This is a genomic window from Methylomonas rosea (genome assembly GCF_024505055.1).
In the GTDB taxonomy this organism is placed as follows: domain Bacteria; phylum Pseudomonadota; class Gammaproteobacteria; order Methylococcales; family Methylomonadaceae; genus Methylomonas; species Methylomonas rosea.
Window position 1 is genome coordinate 1 of sequence record NZ_JANIBL010000045.1, and the last position, 17,200, is coordinate 17,200.

Genomic DNA, 17,200 nt, shown 5'->3' on the forward strand with positions numbered 1-17,200 from the left:
GTTGCGAAACATGGCGTATCGGTAGTTTATCGTAGCCGCCACAGCGGGTTTCAGGAGCGGCAACAATGGTTGGCGTTGCAAAAGCATTTGCCGGGCTTACGTTTTGTAGAATCCGACACGCAAACCTTGTTCAACTTGAAGGACCTGCCTTTTACCCAATTGCCGCACTCCTTCACGCCATTCAAGGACTACATCGAGCAGTTGCCGGTCGATCATCCCTTACCGCCGCCCGATGCTCTACCCCCCAGCCCCGAGCCCAAATCGGACTGGCTATTAAATTTTCCGGTGTACTTGCCGGCCAGTTCCGCCCTCGATCCGGATATGGCCTTTCATGGCGGCGAGACAGCCGGCAAGAAACAGCTTAAAGACTATTTCCGCAGCAGTTACCCCAGCCGTTACAAAGACCTGCGCAACGAACTGGACGGTTGGGAAAATTCCAGTAAGTTTTCGCCCTGGCTGGCCCACGGCAATCTGTCGGTACGAAAGGTCTATTCCAGTTTACGCCGCTATGAACAGGAGAATGGCGCCAATGAATCGACCTACTGGCTGTATTTTGAACTACTCTGGCGCGAGTATTTTCAATGGTACGCCCACCAGTACGGCAAGCGGCTGTTTGCGTTTCGCGGCATCAAACAGCGCCGGCCATTGACTTGTTTTTATCCCGAACGCTTTCAAAAATGGTGTAACGGCTACACGCCCTATCCACTGGTAAACGCCTGCATGAAACAACTCAACGCCACCGGCTATATGTCCAATCGCGGCCGGCAAATCGTCGCCAGTTGCCTGGTCAATGAATTGGCCGTGGATTGGCGCTTCGGCGCGGCCTATTTCGAACAACACTTGCTGGATTACGACGTAGCCAGTAACTGGGGGAATTGGCAATATCTGGCCGGAGTGGGCGCCGACCCGCGCGGTCAGCGGCATTTTGATCTGGAAAAACAAACCCGGCTTTACGATCCGGACGGGAAGTTTGTTCACAAGTGGCAGGCTGAAATCCGTAATTTGCCCTTGGATTCGGTCGATGCCGCCGATTGGCCGGTGGACCCGGAGACCGCTAAATTGGCTTCGGAATTACCGGCTTGATTCTTAACTTATGAGAGTCGCTTCTTAGCGTTGATGCAACAAACGAAACAGCCAAAACCCGGCAAACATCGCCGTAACGAACGCATAATTACCCAACACGCCAGCACTTAATCCCAGCAAGGCCGGCCCCGGACAAAAACCTGACAAGCCCCAACCAACACCGAATATCGCCGCACCGGTAATCAGTTTGCCATCCACACCGGCCGGCACGCGTGCGGAAGGCTCTTGCTCGCTATCAGCGGCATCGTTATTGCGGTGCATGAAATAGCGCGCCAGCCCCAGCGTCAACAAGGCACTAGCCATCACCAAGGCCAGACTGGGATCCCACGCCCCCGCCACATCCAGAAACGCCAAGACTTTGGCCGGATTGCTCATGCCGGCGACAATCAAACCCAACCCAAACAGCAGGCCGTAAGCGAATAAATATACTGTATTTTTCATCCCGAACTTCCGGCTTAGAGCAAATGACGAACAATAAAAACCGTAATGCCGGCAGTCAACATGAAGGTCAGCGTCGCCACGATGGATCGCACCGACAGGCGGGCGATCCCGCAAACCCCATGTCCGCTGGTACAGCCGCCGCCGAGCCGGGTACCGTAACCGACCAGTAAACCGGCAATTGCCAGCAAACCGGGCGAGGCATCCAGATCCAGCGCAATGTTTGCGCCGCTCAAACGATACAGGGGCGCGCTGGCCAGCAGGCCGGCCAGGAACCAGCCGCGCCAGACACTGCCCTCGCTCCATGGCGGTAACATGCCTGCCGCAATGCCTGAGATACCGGCGGTATGTTTATGGGTAAACAACAGTAAGGCGGCGGCTAGCCCGATCATTGCCCCCCCGGCCAGCGCGGATAAAATCGTCAAATAATTCATGCGTATGTGTTGCCAAAAACCGGGTATTGAATCAGAAACCGCAACACCAAACCAGATTTACCCGCTTTAACACCTATTTATTGACCCGGCCTCGTCAGTTTCAGAGAAATGCTTGTTCACATTAACCGCGCGCGCTCCTTACTCTCCAAACAGTGACGAGCTTAAATAGCGTTCGCCGGAATCAGGTAGCACCGCGACGATGACTTTGCCGGCATGTTCAGGACGCTTAGCCAGACGTACCGCAACGGCAAGCGCCGCGCCGCTGGAAATTCCGGCCATAATGCCCTCTTCCTTAGCGAGGCGTCGCGTATAAGCTATAGCCTCATCGTCTTCTACCGGCTCGATCAGGTCAATCAACGACAAATCCAAATTCTGCGGCACAAAGCCGGCGCCTATGCCTTGGATGCCGTGTACCCCAGCTTGCAAGGACAGACCGGCGCGAGTTTGGCTCAATACCGGACTGCCGGCCGGCTCGACCGCGACGCTAAGCACCGGCTTGCCGCAACTGTGTTTCAGATAGCGCGACACACCGGTAATTGTGCCGCCGGTGCCGACGCCGGCTACAAAAATATCGACCTGGCCGCCGCTGTCCCGCCAGATTTCCGGGCCGGTGGTTTGTTCGTGTATGACCGGATTGGCCGGATTTTTAAACTGCTCCAACAATAGATAATGCTCGGGATCCGCTCCAGCGATCTCTTCAGCTTTTTCGACCGCGGTACGCATACCCAGTGCGCCATCGGTAAGCACCAGCTTGGCGCCATAAGCCAACAATAGTGTGCGGCGCTCCTCGCTCATGTTATCCGGCATCGTCAACGTGATGGGTATGCCGCGCGCGGCAGCGACCGCAGCCAAGGCAATTCCGGAATTGCCGCTGGTCGCTTCCAGTAAAGTCTTGCCTGCCGCTAATAAGCCCTGACGCTCGGCGGCCCAGAGCATAGATGCACCAACCCTGCATTTCACCGAATAGGATGGATTGCGTCCTTCAATTTTCACCAGCAGCGTCGCGTTTAAACCCTGACTGATGTGATTGATACGCACCAAAGGCGTTCGGCCTATCGACTGGGAATTATCTGAGTACCAAGTGGGCATGTCGGGTTTCCTGTGGAATAGGGGGTTTACTCTGCGTAAGAAAAATGACCTGGCCTATTCTGACGGATTCTAAAATGATCAGCTGGCGTTCTTTTAAATGAAAAGGCTATTGTTGCGTTAGCGTTTATTAAGCCCACCCTTAAATTCCCCGGATTCGTCATTCCCGCGAAGATTGGAGCCGTAAGATCCCGCAGCGAATCCAGCTAGCCGGTTGGCTCCCACCTGCTCGGGAGCGACCATATTTAAGAGCTAATTTATAGCAAGGCAAACAACCGTCACGACCTGCTTATCGCCACCAGCGACTAGGAAAACCGTTAAGTACTTCAGTGCGCTCGGTCTAAAGATTCAGTGCACCGTCGGTCATTTGCTTTTTACAACAACCGGCTTTTTCTAAGAGAATTCGGCTATTAATCTCCCAACGAATTTTAGCGTGCATTTCCCAGAAAATGCTGGCTAAGCAGGACGCCATTTTTGATGACCATTGCACTCAAGCATGGCTAATAATCCCGGTTTGAACGGTTTGAACGTTCTATTACGGCTAGACTAAAGATCTGTTTCTTGAGTAATCTAACTGTAATTTGTGTTGGATCACAAAATCAGCTATAACCATACCCGAGGGGGGAATACAATCAAATTTTTATGAGGTACAGCAATGAGCGGTAAAACTTTAATGAAACATCTCAAACGAAACGTAATGCTAACGGCGGGACTGGTTATTGCCTCCCCTGCTACGATGGCTAGCACACAATGGGTTGGTACTGCCGATTATAAGTTAGCGCCAGGCGCTGCCGGCGATGAAGGGCCGGCAATTGGGCCGTTTGACAGCTATGATTTTGCCCCTGGCGCCGCCATGATAATATTTACGCCTGATAGCGCTACCACAGGAACAGTCGAAGGTTGGTATCAATCTTATGTCAGGTCGCATGACCTGGGTTTCCTTGGAGTCTCAAACGGTAGCCTTGGCTCAACGTATGAGTTGACTGCGGTCGCCCATTTTTTTGGTAGCTATTCCAATAGCCTCGACGGCAATACTCAGTCGGTGGATAACATGACCGGCGACGTAGCATTATATTTTGACACGACTCCAGATCACAGCTTCGTCAGCGACACCGGCTTTTCTGACGTTGACACGCAACGAATTCTTTGGGGGAATATAAACTCCGGCAATGGTAGTTTGTTCAAAGGTACCGGAGGTCAAGAATTAACCCTGAATTTTGTAGGTGCAGCATCTGGTTCCGACCCAGCTGTCTACAGCCCAAATACAATAGGCGGTGCAGACGCATTTTTTTCAATTACCACCAAGGGATTGCAAAGTGTTAACTTTACCAGCGTTCAGGGGCATTCTGACGGACAAAAATTTGTTTCCGACGGTTACATGCAACTGACAGCTGTACCCGTCCCAGCGGCCGTATGGCTATTTGGTACCGGCTTGCTTGGTTTAATCAGTGCAGGCCAACGCAAAAAAGTCATTGGTTAACACATTCAATCTAGTCTGAAAGCTGCCGCTCAAATTTATTTTTGGGCGGCGGACTCAATAAGCTGCTAGGTGACTAATCGAACCTTTCGAAAACAACAAACAAATCCTAAACAAACCCTCCCATTCGTCGCCGGCAATCTGGCCTTTGATCTGGCAATCCACATTCGCGCTGGCTTGCAAAATACCTTGCAGATCCTTGCTCTTCAACCTCTGCAAGGCCTCATGCACCAACTGCTTGCGCTTATCCCATATCTGATATTTTTTGTAGAGTACTTCTGGGTTGCCACCGCGTTTCAATTCGGTCTTGATATTCACCAGTGTTCGCGCTTCGCGACTGATAGCCCATAAGACTACCGGCGCCGCGACGCTCTCCGCCTTAAGTCCGGCAAGAATTTTAACGGCTCGATTCACCTTTCCGGCCAACAAAGCATCCATCAACTTAAACACGTCGAAGCGGGCGCTGTCAGCGACATCATCTTCAACCATGACCTTACTGATTCGATTCGAGCCGTGCAAGATGTAGAGCTTTTCGATTTCCTGGGCCGCGGCGAGCAAATTGCCCTCGACTCGCACCGCCAGACTTTTTAGCGCATCCGCTTCCAAATGCATGCCCCTCCGCTCCGCCCGGCGCTGCAACCAGTGTAATAACTCCGGTCCTTGTAACGGCCAGACCTGCACGACGGCTGCCACTTTATCCAAGGCCTGAAACCATTGCGACTTCTGAGCCGCACTATCCAGCTTCCCGGCCGTTATCAGCAATACGGTATCTTCGGGCGGATGCTGACAATATGAACTGAGCGCTTTACTGCCTTCCAAACCCGGCTTGCCGGAGGGCAAGCGCAAATCGATGAGTTTTTTGTCGGAAAAGATAGAAAGTGATTCGGCTTCCAGGGTCAATTGCGGCCACTCGTTGCCGGTATCGATAGCAATCACTTCGCGCGTGGCATAACCTGCCGCGCGCGCGGCTCGGCGAATGTCATCCGCCGCTTCGCCAAGCTGCAAAGGCTCGTCACCGCTCACCAGATAAACCGGTGCCAGCTCTTTGTATAAGGCTGCGGTTAACTGGTCAAGCTTAAGACGCATACTTATTTTTTCTGCGTGTCGACGGCTATCCTGGCCCTGGCCAATATCATCCGCGCCACTTGCTTATAGATTTCGTTACGAATCAATTGTTCTTCGTTGCCTTTCGCCAGCACCGCGGTTTGGTCGTTGAAAAACTCCCTGGATATTTCTATAACCTGCTCGTCCATCAGCGCATTTTCCTTGCTGTCGAAAAACTGAAAGCGCAGATAATATTCCAGTTCGGATTCGCTGGATTTACCGGTTGAACCGATGGTCAGCACCCGGTTACGCATGTCTTCCCTTAACACCTTGACCACCACGCCGGCATCGTTGGGAGAACCCACAATTTTGCCTTTTGAGGCTTTCATGATCGATTGCAATTCGCCCTGTAGCGGCGTGGAAGCACCAAACACATACATGTTTTTCAGCACTTCCGGCATCTCTATCGAGCCGCGCAGATGGTATCCGCAGCCAACCAGCAGCGCCAATGTCCCGACCAAAACCATTCGGTTCAAGTGATTCATCATCTGTTTCTCGAAAATCCAGCGTTTAAACAACGATATTCACCAGTTTTTGCGGCACAACAATCAGCTTTTTCACCGGCTTACCTTCGAGAAAGCGCTGCACATTCTCGTCAGCCAAAGCCAACGCTTCGACTTGCTCTTTGGAAGCAGTCGCCGCGACCGATAATTTCCCGCGCAACTTGCCATTGACCTGCACCACCATCTCGATGGCATCCTGTTGTAAAGCCGATTCATCAACAGCCGGCCAAGCCGCGACCACGATGTCATCGTTGTGTCCCAACTCGTTCCACAACTCTTGCGACGCATGCGGAATAATCGGCGCCAGCATCAAGACGATGGCTTCCAACACTTCCTGACGCACGGCCCTTCCATTGTTGCTGTCGTCTTCGAATTTGTTCAACGCGTTGACCAACTCCATGTTGGCGGCAATCGCAGTGTTAAAGGTGTGGCGACGCGCCATATCATCAGTGACTTTTTGCAAAGCCTGATGCAACTGGCGACGCAATACTTTCTGATCGTCGCTTAATGCAGCCTTGTCCAGAGCTTGCGTCGGCAAACCGGCTTCAACATGTAAATAGACTTGCCGCCACAAACGCTTAAGAAAGCGGAACGCGCCTTCCACACCAGCGTCGTTCCATTCCAGCGACTGGTCGGGCGGCGAAGTAAACATGGTGTACAAGCGCACCGTGTCGGCACCGTATTTGTCGATTAACACCTGCGGATCAACGCCGTTGTTTTTCGATTTCGACATTTTTTCCACCGCGCCGACGGTGACCGGTGAACCATCTTCCAGTAACTTGGCGCCAATGATCTTGCCCTTCGCGTCGCGCTCAACATCGATTTGGGTCAGATTGAAATAGCGCTTGTGGCCGTGATCGTCGGTTTGATAGAAGGTTTCGGCGATCACCATACCCTGCGTCAGCAAGTTCTTGAACGGCTCGTCGCAAACCACCAGACCTTCGTCGCGCAACAACTTGGTGAAAAAACGCGCATACAGCAAATGCAAAATCGCATGCTCTATGCCGCCGATATAATGATCAACCGGCAGCCAATAATTGGCACGCTGATCCAGCATAGCCGTGTCGCAATCTTGGCTGGCGTAACGGGCGAAATACCAGGATGATTCCATAAAGGTATCAAAGGTATCGGTCTCGCGCCGGGCCGGTTTGCCGCATTTCGGGCAAGTGGTATGCGGGAAAGTCGGATGCGCAGCCAGCGGCGATTGCGAGCCGTCCAGCACCACATCACGCGGCAAGGTCACCGGCAATTGATCATCCGGTACCGGCACGGTACCGCAATCGTCACAATAGATCACCGGAATCGGCGCGCCCCAGTAACGTTGCCGAGAAACACCCCAATCCCGCAATCTGAAATTGGTTTTACGCTCGCCTTTGCCGAGACCGGCCAGTTTGGCGGCGATGGCGTCGAAGGCTTGTTTGAAAGTCAAACCGTCAAATTCACCGGAATTTTTAAGCACGCCTTTATCGGTAAAGGCCTTTTCCGCAACGCTATCGTCGGCGCCATCGGCCGAAGCAATCACTTCCTTGATGGCAATCCCATATCTCTTTGCAAACTCGTAATCGCGCTGGTCGTGTGCAGGCACCGACATCACCGCGCCGGTGCCGTAGCTCATCAACACAAAATTAGCGATCCATACCGGCACGGATTCGCCGGTCAGAGGATGAATAGCGTTGTACCCGGATGCGATACCTCGTTTTTCCATGGTTTCCATCGCCGCTTCGGAAGTTTCCATGAGCTTGCAGGATTCGATGAAGGCCGCGATGTCGGCATTGGCTTCGGCGGCTTTTAACGCCAACGGGTGTTCGGCGGCGACGGCGACGTAAGTCACGCCCATCACCGTATCGGGACGGGTGGTATAGATGCGGATCGGCGCGTCGAAATTTTCGACCGCAAAATCCATCTCGACGCCTTCGGAACGACCGATCCAGTTGGCTTGCATGGTACGCACCTGCTCGGGCCAGCCGGGCAATTTATCCAGCGAGGTCAGCAGCTCGTCTGCGTATGCAGTGATTTTTAAAAACCACTGCGAGATTTCCTTTTTCTCGACCTGAGTATCGCAGCGCCAGCAACAGCCGTCGATCACCTGTTCGTTGGCCAATACGGTTTGGTCGTGCGGACACCAGTTGACCGGTGCGGTCTTTTTATAAACCAGGCCTTTTTCCAGCAACCGGATGAAAAACCATTGCTCCCAACGATAATAGCTCGGATCGCAGGTCGCCAATTCGCGGCTCCAGTCGTAACCAAAGCCCAGCCGTTTCAGCTGGTCGCGCATGTAATCGATATTCGAATAGGTCCAGTCGGCCGGATGCACCTTGTTTTGCATCGCCGCGTTTTCCGCGGGCAAACCGAAGGCATCCCAACCCATCGGTTGCAGCACGTGTTTGCCCTGCATTCTTTGGAAGCGGCTGATCACGTCGCCTATTGTATAGTTGCGGACGTGGCCCATGTGCAGCTTGCCGCTGGGATACGGAAACATCGACAGACAATAGTATTTTTCCTTGCCGGTAGCTTCAGAGGCAGTAAACACCCCGGATTTTTCCCAGTCGGCTTGTACTTTTTGCTCTATTTCCGACGGCTTGTAATGCTCTTCCATCCTATTCGTCTTTTGCTGTAAAAAGGCGCTAGAATACCTTAGAGACGCTTAAAGCTAAAGCGTGAAAATTAAAACAAAAAACAACACAAGGAGTAGCCATGGGCGAAAACAAACTGATCAAAGCATACGACGATCTGATGGGCCATCTTTACGAGGCCTTGGACGATACGCTGCACACCGTCGCCGACGCCTTGGAAATAGCCAAGGAAAAAACCAGCGCGCTGGGCGGTCATACGCAAGAAGAAATCAATAAAATCGCCGACTACGTGATGCGCGACGTCGAGCATGTCGCCACCGCGCCGTCGCAACAGGAAGACAACAATTCGCTGTCGGAATGGTTGAAGTTTGACATCAATTTGATCGAAAACTTTGCCCTAGACGCTTTCATGGACATTGCCGACAAAACCAAGGTCAAACTGGCCGCGCTCGAGATGGAAGCCAAGCTCTATCATCCGTATAAAAGCGGCGAAGTAGCCGGCCCCGGCACTTTCGTGTGCGATGCCTGCGGCAAACAAATCGCCTTCAAATCCACCAGTATTATGCCGGCCTGCCCCGAGTGCAAAGGCGACAGCTTCTCACGCGTTTGATATTGCAGGCTTTAACCTTATAATGCGGGCTTTTATCTTCTAGCAATCGAGGGCGATTATGCGCAGGGTGATTTTCAATCAGAAAGGCGGCGTGGGTAAATCTACCATTACCTGCAATCTAGCAGCCATCAGCGCCGTAGAGGGTAAAAAAACCCTGGTGATCGATCTCGACGTGCAAGGCAACTCCACCCAGTATCTGCTGGGCAATAAGGTCGCCGATTCCGACAAGACCATCGCCCACTTTTTTAAGGACAGTCTAGGCCTCGGTCTGTTCGGCGGCGGAAAGGAAGGCTTGGACGGCTTGATTCATGAAACCCCCTTCCCCAACCTTTACGTGCTGCCTTCCCATTCCGATTTGGAAGGTTTACAAAGCCGATTGGAATCGCGGCATAAAATCTACAAATTAAAAGAAGCGCTGGAAAAACTGGAAGGCTTCGATCAAATCTATATCGACACCCCGCCCATCCTGAATTTTTACAGCTTGTCGGCGCTGATCGCGGCCGAAAAATGCCTGATTCCTTTCGACTGCGACACCTTCGCCCGCGAAGCGCTATACACGCTGATGCGCGCCATCGCCGAAGTCAAAGCCGATCACAACGACAGACTGGAAGTAGAAGGCGTGATCGTCAACCAATATCAAAAACAAGCCAATCTGCCCAGACAACTGGTCGATGAGTTGATAGCGGAAGGCTTGCCGGTACTTGAAACCAAAATCTCCACCTCGGTGAAAGTGCGTGAATCGCATAGCGATGCCCAGCCTTTGATTCACTACGCACCTACCCACAAGTTGACCGAAGAATACCGGGCCTTGCATTTGGAAATTCACAAATAACGCTTTGTAAGCACCATCAATAAAAAAGCCGGCAATGCCGGCTTTTTGTTTTTTAAGACGCTGCAAATCGGTGCCTGAACGTCACGTTTACCCGATTAATTCCATCATCGATTTTTCAACCCTCAGGTTCAATCGACTAAAGCCCTTGTGCAGCACCTCCCAGCCTTCGAAAGAAACGATCACCCAATTCTCGGTGCTGCGATCCCATTCCGTATCTAATAACACACCCAGCCGCACCAGCCGTTTAAAGGTGTCGTCGGAAGGTGCATCAATATGAGCCAAGGCGGCCTCAAGTTGATTTGGCGGTATCAAACGGGCTGCCGGTTGATCATTACTCGCATGCCGGTTTGCATACATCAGATACCCCGGATTAAGCTGCAATTTATGCAAATCTTGACAGTAAGCATCAAAATTTTGCAGCGGGAACTGCAACATCTGGCTCATTTCCATACTCCCTAGCAGCGCTAAATAATTATTTCGGTCAAGCTACACTCGTTGATAGACTCTTGGTGGGGCTTCAAAGTATGCGCCAGCCGCAGTTCGCGGAGCATGGCACGCTTCTTGGCTTGATGCTGCTGCATACGCCTGAGAATATCGTCCAAGACGCGCACGGCGCTTAGGACATGCGGCCCCTTGTTGATCATCACACATTCCGCCCTATCACCCATCGCGGCATCGGTAATTTCCGCCCGTGACGGCATCCCTTCCTTGGCGAGAGTTTCCAGAACCTGCGTCGCCCAGATCACCGGCACGTGGGCCGCTTCGCAGATCCATAATATTTCTTCCTGCACTTCGGCGAGACGCTCAAATCCACACTCCACAGCCAAATCGCCGCGGGCAATCATCACCCCGCAACAAGGCGCTCGCATAGCTGCCAACAACATCGCCGGCAAGTTTTCGAACGCCCGTCTGGTTTCAATTTTTAGCACAATAGCCGGCCGTCTATCGCCCAGACGCGCCATATGTTCATGCAGCAGTTCGACATCGTGAGCGCTATTGGCGAAAGACAATTCTACGACGTCAGCGTTTTCGACCACAAAAGCCAAATCCTCGATATCCTTGGGCGTCAACGCACCTATCCGAAGCCTACTCTCGGGCAGATTGATCCCCTTATCGCCTCTTAGTTTTTCACCGCGCGGACGCACATGAGTGATTCTGACCAGCACTTGGGCAAACTCTATTCTATCGATTACACCGCCGATCTTGCCGTCGTCGAACCAAATCGGTTCTCCCGCTCGAACATCGTCAAAAATCTCCGGAATGGAGCAACCAATCATGGCCGGCGTCAACACTTCGCCACTACTGTCGTAAGTTGCCGGTCGACCGGGTGCCAGATCACGCGTCAAGATCAATAAGTCGTCCTGCTTCAGTAAGATGGCATTTTCAGCTTGCGGCAACAGATTGATAGTCACTTGCCGATCATCGGTATGAGCCACCTTACGCTCGTGATTCAGCACCGTGCCAGGTACGATATAAGCGCTTTGCGTCGCCTCCGCCCAATAACCCTGCTCGGTCACATCCACCACGGTCAGATTTCGTTTCGCGCCGCGGGCATCGGTGAATTTCAGTTGTTCGCCCAAAAACAAACGATGCAGCCATTCGGCTGGCAATAGCAGGGAGGCGTTAGCTGATGAAGGCGGAGAAGTCGGCTGGGAAACTTCTGTTAACCAGACGCGCGCCGGCGCGATGAGTCTGCCGTGGTCGTCGTGCGTCGGACGAATTCGCAGCACTGCCAATCGCGGATCGAGCGGGCCGGTACGCAACTTGGGACCGGCCAAATCCATCACGACACGGCAAGTTTTGCCCAGCGCACGCTCGGCTTGCCGCAGATGAGCTATCATTTGCATCCATGCCACCGTGTCATCATGGGCGCAATTAATCCGCATACAATCCATGCCTTGCTCAAGCAGATTATGAATTAGCGAATAGTCTTCCGCCGCCTCGCTGGGCATCGTCACCATGATCCGCACACCACGGCCATTTGCGGCCTCCCCCAACAAGCAAAGAGTATGGTCGACCAGCAATCGCTCACCAGCAGCAAAATCCACCACTACCGACTCTTGGGTAGGCGGCGTCCACTCCCGTCCGGTTAATCGATGTAAAACCTCCAAAACCGCATCGATGGTTGCCAGCACATGCGACTCTGCCCGCCCCAGCGACGACAATCCCAACGCAGCCAGTTTTAATTGCAAGGGCCTTAGGTCCCGACGACGCAACGCGAGATAATGCAGCATATTGCGGGCGCTATCCCGGTTATTGCCCGCCACTTGATCGATGCGCGTTTGACACCCTGCGGTTTCGGCAATCATTTCCGCACGAATGTCCACCAACTCTCGCAGGACGTCGTCGACAACGGCGTCTTGTAAATACGTGTTTTTGGTGACGGGATTCGTGGTCAAAGATCGCCTCAAAAGCCAAGCGCTTCGCTTGTCCGGTTAATTAGCTGGGATTGTTAATGCAACTTGCCTTAATCGCCAGACCGCCATGCCGCACATCGATACCGTCCAACATAAAAATCGCGTGCTCGGCGATGTTCCGGCAATGCTCGCCGCAACGTTCCATGGCTTTCATCATTTGCATTACGTCCAGCGCTCTACGGATCATCCGGGCGTCGTGCAATACCAAGGTCAATTGATGCTTAATACCTTCCTGCAATTCCGACTCGCAATCCCTGTCGCACTGCAACAAAGCGTATGCCTGCTTGGAATCCCGGCTTTCGAAAACCACCATCAGTTTGTCCAAAATCAGCTTGATTAAGCCGCCGATTTTAACGATGTCCGTCAGCAGCTTTTGATTAGGGTCGCTGGTGTTCGGATCGAACAACACCGTAATCAGCTTAGCGAACTCGACAATCTCGACACCGATTTTCTCGAGCTCAACCGCGATTTTCGACGTCGATAGCACATAGCGCAGATCATTTGCCACCGGACAATGCCGGGCAATGATGTTCAATACCTCGCCGTCAATCTTGCCTTCGAAGTGCTTGACCTTTTTATGCCGCGAAACGACTTTTTGCGCCAGTTCGGCATCGCCGTAGTCCAGCGCCTGCATCGCCTGTTCCAACTGGTAAACCAAAAGGTCCGTCATATCCAGCATCAAACTGTGCATATGCCCCAAATCGGTGTCATACGCATGCAAGGTATGCACATTATTTGGCGTGTCTGTTTGCTTCGTCATCGGCAGTTCTCTTGCTTGTTTAGCCAGGGTTTCGGTAATAAACAAACCTTAGAGCAAGTAGATTACAGGAATGTGACATGCTCGCGCAGACACGCAAAACTTGGCTCGTTAGCCATTGTTTTTAAAAAACATATTTCTGATAGCCACAGTCTACAACCTATAAAAAACTCCCAAAAAACTCCGTCGCCCACATTCACCGGCAAAAAAGCGACAAGCCGACTCTGTCATGCTGCTGTCATAAACACAGACAAGAATAGCCTACGTCCGATACCAATATTTGGCGTTTGCTTATGAATACCTCTTTCTATCGCACCATCTGGATCTCCGACCTGCACATTGGCTCCACCCAATGTCAGGCCGATGCCCTGCTGGATTTTTTAAAACATAACGACAGCGAAAAACTGTACCTGGTCGGCGACATCATCGACTTTTGGGCCTTGTCCAAAAAAATGTACTGGCCGCGCGATCACAACACCATCATTCAAAAAATCCTGCGTAAAGCCAGACACGGCACGCAAATTATCTACGTACCCGGCAACCACGATGAAAACGTCCGCGATTACGACGATTACGTGTTCGGCGACATCGTCGTAAAAAATTCGGATATTCACACCACGGCAAAGGGCAAACGCTTCCTGATAGTGCATGGCGACGAATACGACACCATCGCCAAGCATCACCAATGGCTGGCAAAGATAGGCAGTTTGGGTTACGACTGGCTGATCGAAATCAATCGCTTCCTGCGGCTGTTTAGACGCCTGTTCGGCAGACAATCACACTTCTCATTGGCGGCATTCGTCAAATTCAAAGTAAAGAATGTGGTGCAATTTATTTCCGATTACGAAGAAAGCATTGTCCGCACCCTGAAAAACGAAGGCCTGGACGGCGTGATTTGCGGGCATATTCATCATGCCGAAATCAAGGAAATCGAAGGCTTTTTGTACGTCAATACCGGCGATTTTGTGGAAAGCTGCACGGCAATTGTCGAGCATCAAGACGGCAGCCTGGAGTTGATCCGCTGGCTGGCCCAGGAAACGCCGCAATTAACGCAACAGCATGACGGACAATTGCCGCACCTTGGCTAAACCGTGATCCAACCAATTGCTAAACCCTTGGCACGACTGGCCCAATTGGCAGTTGTATTACATGTCACAAAAACTTCGCTAAACCGTCACGGTATCTTAACCCTCCTGCAAGCGTAATCCCGGAAAATGTGACCGGGCTTGCAGAATTTTGGGAAGTTACCCAATGACGCGCTCGTCGCCTTCCCCCTTAGGTCGATGAGTGCGTTTCTCTGCAAGTCAGCTCAGGCTCAAGGCCTGTTTACTGATTTTTAAGCACAGAGACCATCCGACCATGATCGCAAAGCATATCCGCAGCTATCCGCTGCTGGCGGCATTGAGTGCCCTCAGCTTCTTCGGCAACGCCCAGGCTGCCACGCCGGTATTTATCAACGAGATCCACTATGACAACGCCGGCACAGATAGCGGCGAAACAATCGAAATCTCCGGTCCGGCAGGCACCAATCTGAGTGGCTGGTCCATAGTCTTGTATAACGGCAACGGTGGCGCCAGTTACAACACGAAAGCGTTGAGCGGTGTGATTACCGATCAATCCGGCACTGGTTTCGGCACACTAAGCTTTAGTTATCCGACCGACGGTATCCAGAACGGCGCGCCGGACGGTATTGCGCTGGTCAACGGCAGCACGGTTGTGCAATTTTTAACTTATGAAGGCAGCTTTAGCGCAGTTGGCGGCCCTGCCGCCGGCAAAGTTGGCGTAGACATTGGCGTAAGCGAATCCAGCGTCCCAGTAGGCCAATCTCTGCAGCTGAAAGGCAGCGGCAGCAGCTATGAAGATTTCACCTGGACCGCCGCTTCGACTAATTCATTCGGCGCCGTTAACAACGGCCAAAACTTCGGCGGCGTCACCCCTCCACCACCCGTCTCCCAATGCGGCCAAGCCGCAACGCTAATCAGCGCGATCCAAGGCAGCAGTGGCGTCAGCCCCCTGAGCGGCAGCGTGCAACATGTGGAAGCCATTGTTAGCGCCGATTTCCAAGGCAGCAGCAACTTGAATGGCTTTTTCGTGCAACAAGTCAGCGGTGCAGATGCGAATCCTGCCACCTCGGAAGGCTTGTTCGTGTCATCCAGCGTACCGGTTAATCTCGGCGACAAAGTACACATCGTCGGCACCGTTACCGAAACATTCTCTATGACCCGCCTGGAAACCGTCAGCTCGGTCGATGTCTGTTCTTCCGGGAATGCATTGCCCGCCGCCGTCGAAGTGAACCTGCCTTTCGATAGCGCCGGCAACGATCCCGAGCGCTGGGAAGGCATGCTGATTCAGCTCCCGCAAACTTTGACGGTCACCGAAAACTTCAACTTGGGCCGTTTCGGCGAATTCTTGCTGTCATCCGGCGGCCGCTTGTTGACGCCCACGCAAGTTGCCACACCCGGCCAGGCCGCTATTAATGTTACCGCGCAAAACTTAGCCAACCAATTATTGGTTGATGACGGCATCAACGTGCAAAATCCGGATCCTGTGATTTACCCGCAACCGACCGGTTTGAGCGCGGCCAACTCATTGCGCAGCGGCGACTCGGTCGTTGGCGCTACCGGCGTATTGGCTTACGACTTTGGCGTGTATCGTCTGCAACCGACTCAGCCGCTGACTTTTGTTGCCGATAACGCTCGCGGTGAGGCTCCTACACTATCAACCCTGGGCTCATTGAAAATCGCCAGCTTCAACGTTTTGAATTATTTCAACGGCAACGGTTTGGGCGGCGGCTTTCCAACCGCGCGTGGCGCCAATACCCTCACGGAATTTAACCGGCAGCGCGCCAAAATCATTCCGGCTATTCATGCCTTGAACGCTGACGTCATCGGCCTGATGGAAATCGAAAACGACGGCTACGGCAGCACCAGCGCCATTGCCGACCTGGTGAACGGTTTGAATCAACTGGCCGGCGCCGGCACTTACGCCTTCATCAACCCGGGCCTGAGCAAAATTGGCACTGACGAAATCGCGGTCGGCATCATTTATAAGCCGGCGAAAGTGTCAACAACCGGCTCGGTGGCGATTTTGGATTCTTCGGTCAATCCGTTGTTTATAGACACCAAAAACCGTCCTGCCATTGCGCAAACCTTTTTGGATAAAGCCTCTAACAAACTGCTGACCATCGCGGTTAACCATCTTAAATCCAAAGGTTCTGCGTGCGACGACGTTAACGACCCGGATACCGGCGACGGCCAAGGCAATTGCAACCAAACTCGGACCGATGCCGCGCAAGCCTTAGCGAGCTGGTTGGCTAGCGATCCTACCCAGAGCGGTGTCAGCAATGCCTTGATCATCGGCGACCTGAACAGCTATGCGCAGGAAGACCCGATCAGCGCCTTGAAAAATGCCGGCTATCAAAACCTGCTGGAAACTTTCGTTGGCAATCAGGCCGCTTATAGTTACGTGTTTAGTGGTGCTGCCGGTTATCTCGATCACGCCCTGGCAAACGCCACGCTAGCATCGCAAGTCAAAAGCGCCGCTGAATGGCATATCAATGCCGACGAACCAAGGTCCCTGGATTACAACACCGAGTTCAAATCGGCAAACCAAGTAAGCAGTTTCTACGCGGCCGATGCCTATCGTTCCTCCGATCACGATCCGCTGTTGATCAAACTATTCGTGCCCGGCGACCTGGATAACGACGGCGATGTGGATGGCAGCGACGCCAATTTGGTCAAGGCTCAAGTCGGTAAATGCAGCGGCAAGGCGGGCTTTAACCGCGAAGCGGATTATGACAAAATCGGTTGCGTCAGCATGGCCGACTACCGGATTTGGTACGGTTATTTCAATAGCTATGCAGCAATCAGCAAGCCATAAACGCCGC

At 52.7% G+C, this 17,200-nt stretch carries 15 protein-coding genes; 6 read left to right on the plus strand and 9 right to left on the minus strand.

Annotated elements, in window-relative coordinates:
* On the plus strand, positions 1-1,083 hold a 1,083-nt coding region (locus NP589_RS14330), incomplete at its 5' end, for a DASH family cryptochrome (protein ID WP_256607597.1).
* Positions 1,084-1,107: 24 nt separating this feature from the next.
* On the opposite strand, the gene NP589_RS14335 is transcribed toward NP589_RS14330, so the two are convergent.
* The 3 genes from NP589_RS14335 to cysK form a co-directional block, all read right to left on the minus strand.
* Positions 1,108-1,524 (minus strand): DUF6691 family protein, encoded by a 417-nt coding sequence (locus NP589_RS14335; RefSeq protein WP_256607598.1) that lies wholly within the window; start codon positions 1,522-1,524, stop codon positions 1,108-1,110.
* A 14-nt stretch (positions 1,525-1,538) separates the two neighbouring features.
* On the minus strand, positions 1,539-1,955 hold the full coding sequence (locus tag NP589_RS14340) for a YeeE/YedE family protein (RefSeq protein ID WP_256607599.1): 417 nt from the start codon (positions 1,953-1,955) through the stop codon (positions 1,539-1,541).
* Positions 1,956-2,093: 138 nt separating this feature from the next.
* Positions 2,094-3,044 (minus strand): cysteine synthase A, encoded by a 951-nt coding sequence (gene cysK / locus NP589_RS14345; RefSeq protein ID WP_256607600.1) that lies wholly within the window; start codon positions 3,042-3,044, stop codon positions 2,094-2,096.
* A gap of 652 nt (positions 3,045-3,696) precedes the next feature.
* Here cysK and pepA point away from each other — a divergent pair.
* Complete coding sequence (gene pepA, locus NP589_RS14350; RefSeq protein ID WP_256607601.1) at positions 3,697-4,521, plus strand: flocculation-associated PEP-CTERM protein PepA; 825 nt, start codon at positions 3,697-3,699, stop codon at positions 4,519-4,521.
* A 54-nt stretch (positions 4,522-4,575) separates the two neighbouring features.
* Here the strand turns inward: pepA and holA are convergent, their stop codons facing one another.
* From holA to leuS, 3 genes are read right to left on the minus strand one after another with little or no spacing between them, the layout of a single operon-like run.
* Positions 4,576-5,604, minus strand: coding sequence for a DNA polymerase III subunit delta (holA, locus tag NP589_RS14355; RefSeq protein WP_256607602.1), 1,029 nt, complete (start codon positions 5,602-5,604; stop codon positions 4,576-4,578).
* A gap of 2 nt (positions 5,605-5,606) precedes the next feature.
* The gene (locus NP589_RS14360) at positions 5,607-6,107 is read right to left on the minus strand and encodes an LPS-assembly lipoprotein LptE (RefSeq protein ID WP_256607603.1); all 501 of its coding nucleotides are present in this window, start codon (positions 6,105-6,107) and stop codon (positions 5,607-5,609) included.
* 25 nt (positions 6,108-6,132) lie between these two features.
* A complete protein-coding gene (leuS, locus tag NP589_RS14365) occupies positions 6,133-8,721 on the minus strand; it encodes a leucine--tRNA ligase (protein ID WP_256607604.1) in 2,589 nt (862 codons plus the stop codon).
* A 98-nt stretch (positions 8,722-8,819) separates the two neighbouring features.
* On the opposite strand from leuS, the gene NP589_RS14370 reads away from it, so the two are divergent.
* A complete protein-coding gene (locus tag NP589_RS14370) occupies positions 8,820-9,308 on the plus strand; it encodes a zinc ribbon-containing protein (protein ID WP_256607605.1) in 489 nt (162 codons plus the stop codon).
* A 58-nt stretch (positions 9,309-9,366) separates the two neighbouring features.
* A complete protein-coding gene (locus NP589_RS14375; protein ID WP_020482674.1) occupies positions 9,367-10,140 on the plus strand; it encodes a ParA family protein in 774 nt (257 codons plus the stop codon).
* Between the two features lie 87 nt (positions 10,141-10,227).
* On the opposite strand, the gene NP589_RS14380 is transcribed toward NP589_RS14375, so the two are convergent.
* Genes NP589_RS14380 through phoU form a run of 3 tightly spaced genes read right to left on the minus strand, consistent with a single transcriptional unit; the run spans position 10,228 to position 13,317 of the window.
* On the minus strand, positions 10,228-10,584 hold the full coding sequence (locus tag NP589_RS14380) for a hypothetical protein (RefSeq protein ID WP_256607606.1): 357 nt from the start codon (positions 10,582-10,584) through the stop codon (positions 10,228-10,230).
* 20 nt (positions 10,585-10,604) lie between these two features.
* Complete coding sequence (locus NP589_RS14385) at positions 10,605-12,539, minus strand: pyruvate kinase (protein ID WP_256607607.1); 1,935 nt, start codon at positions 12,537-12,539, stop codon at positions 10,605-10,607.
* Between the two features lie 40 nt (positions 12,540-12,579).
* The gene (phoU, locus tag NP589_RS14390; RefSeq protein ID WP_256607608.1) at positions 12,580-13,317 is read right to left on the minus strand and encodes a phosphate signaling complex protein PhoU; all 738 of its coding nucleotides are present in this window, start codon (positions 13,315-13,317) and stop codon (positions 12,580-12,582) included.
* Positions 13,318-13,607: 290 nt separating this feature from the next.
* Here phoU and NP589_RS14395 point away from each other — a divergent pair, with 290 nt between their 5' ends.
* Together NP589_RS14395 and NP589_RS14400 are read left to right on the plus strand one after the other, a co-directional pair.
* Entirely contained in the window at positions 13,608-14,402 is a 795-nt protein-coding gene (locus NP589_RS14395) for a UDP-2,3-diacylglucosamine diphosphatase (RefSeq protein ID WP_064036422.1), read from the plus strand.
* A gap of 271 nt (positions 14,403-14,673) precedes the next feature.
* Positions 14,674-17,193, plus strand: a complete 2,520-nt coding sequence (locus tag NP589_RS14400; RefSeq protein WP_256607609.1) for an ExeM/NucH family extracellular endonuclease — start codon at positions 14,674-14,676, stop codon at positions 17,191-17,193.
* Positions 17,194-17,200 lie beyond the last annotated feature (7 nt).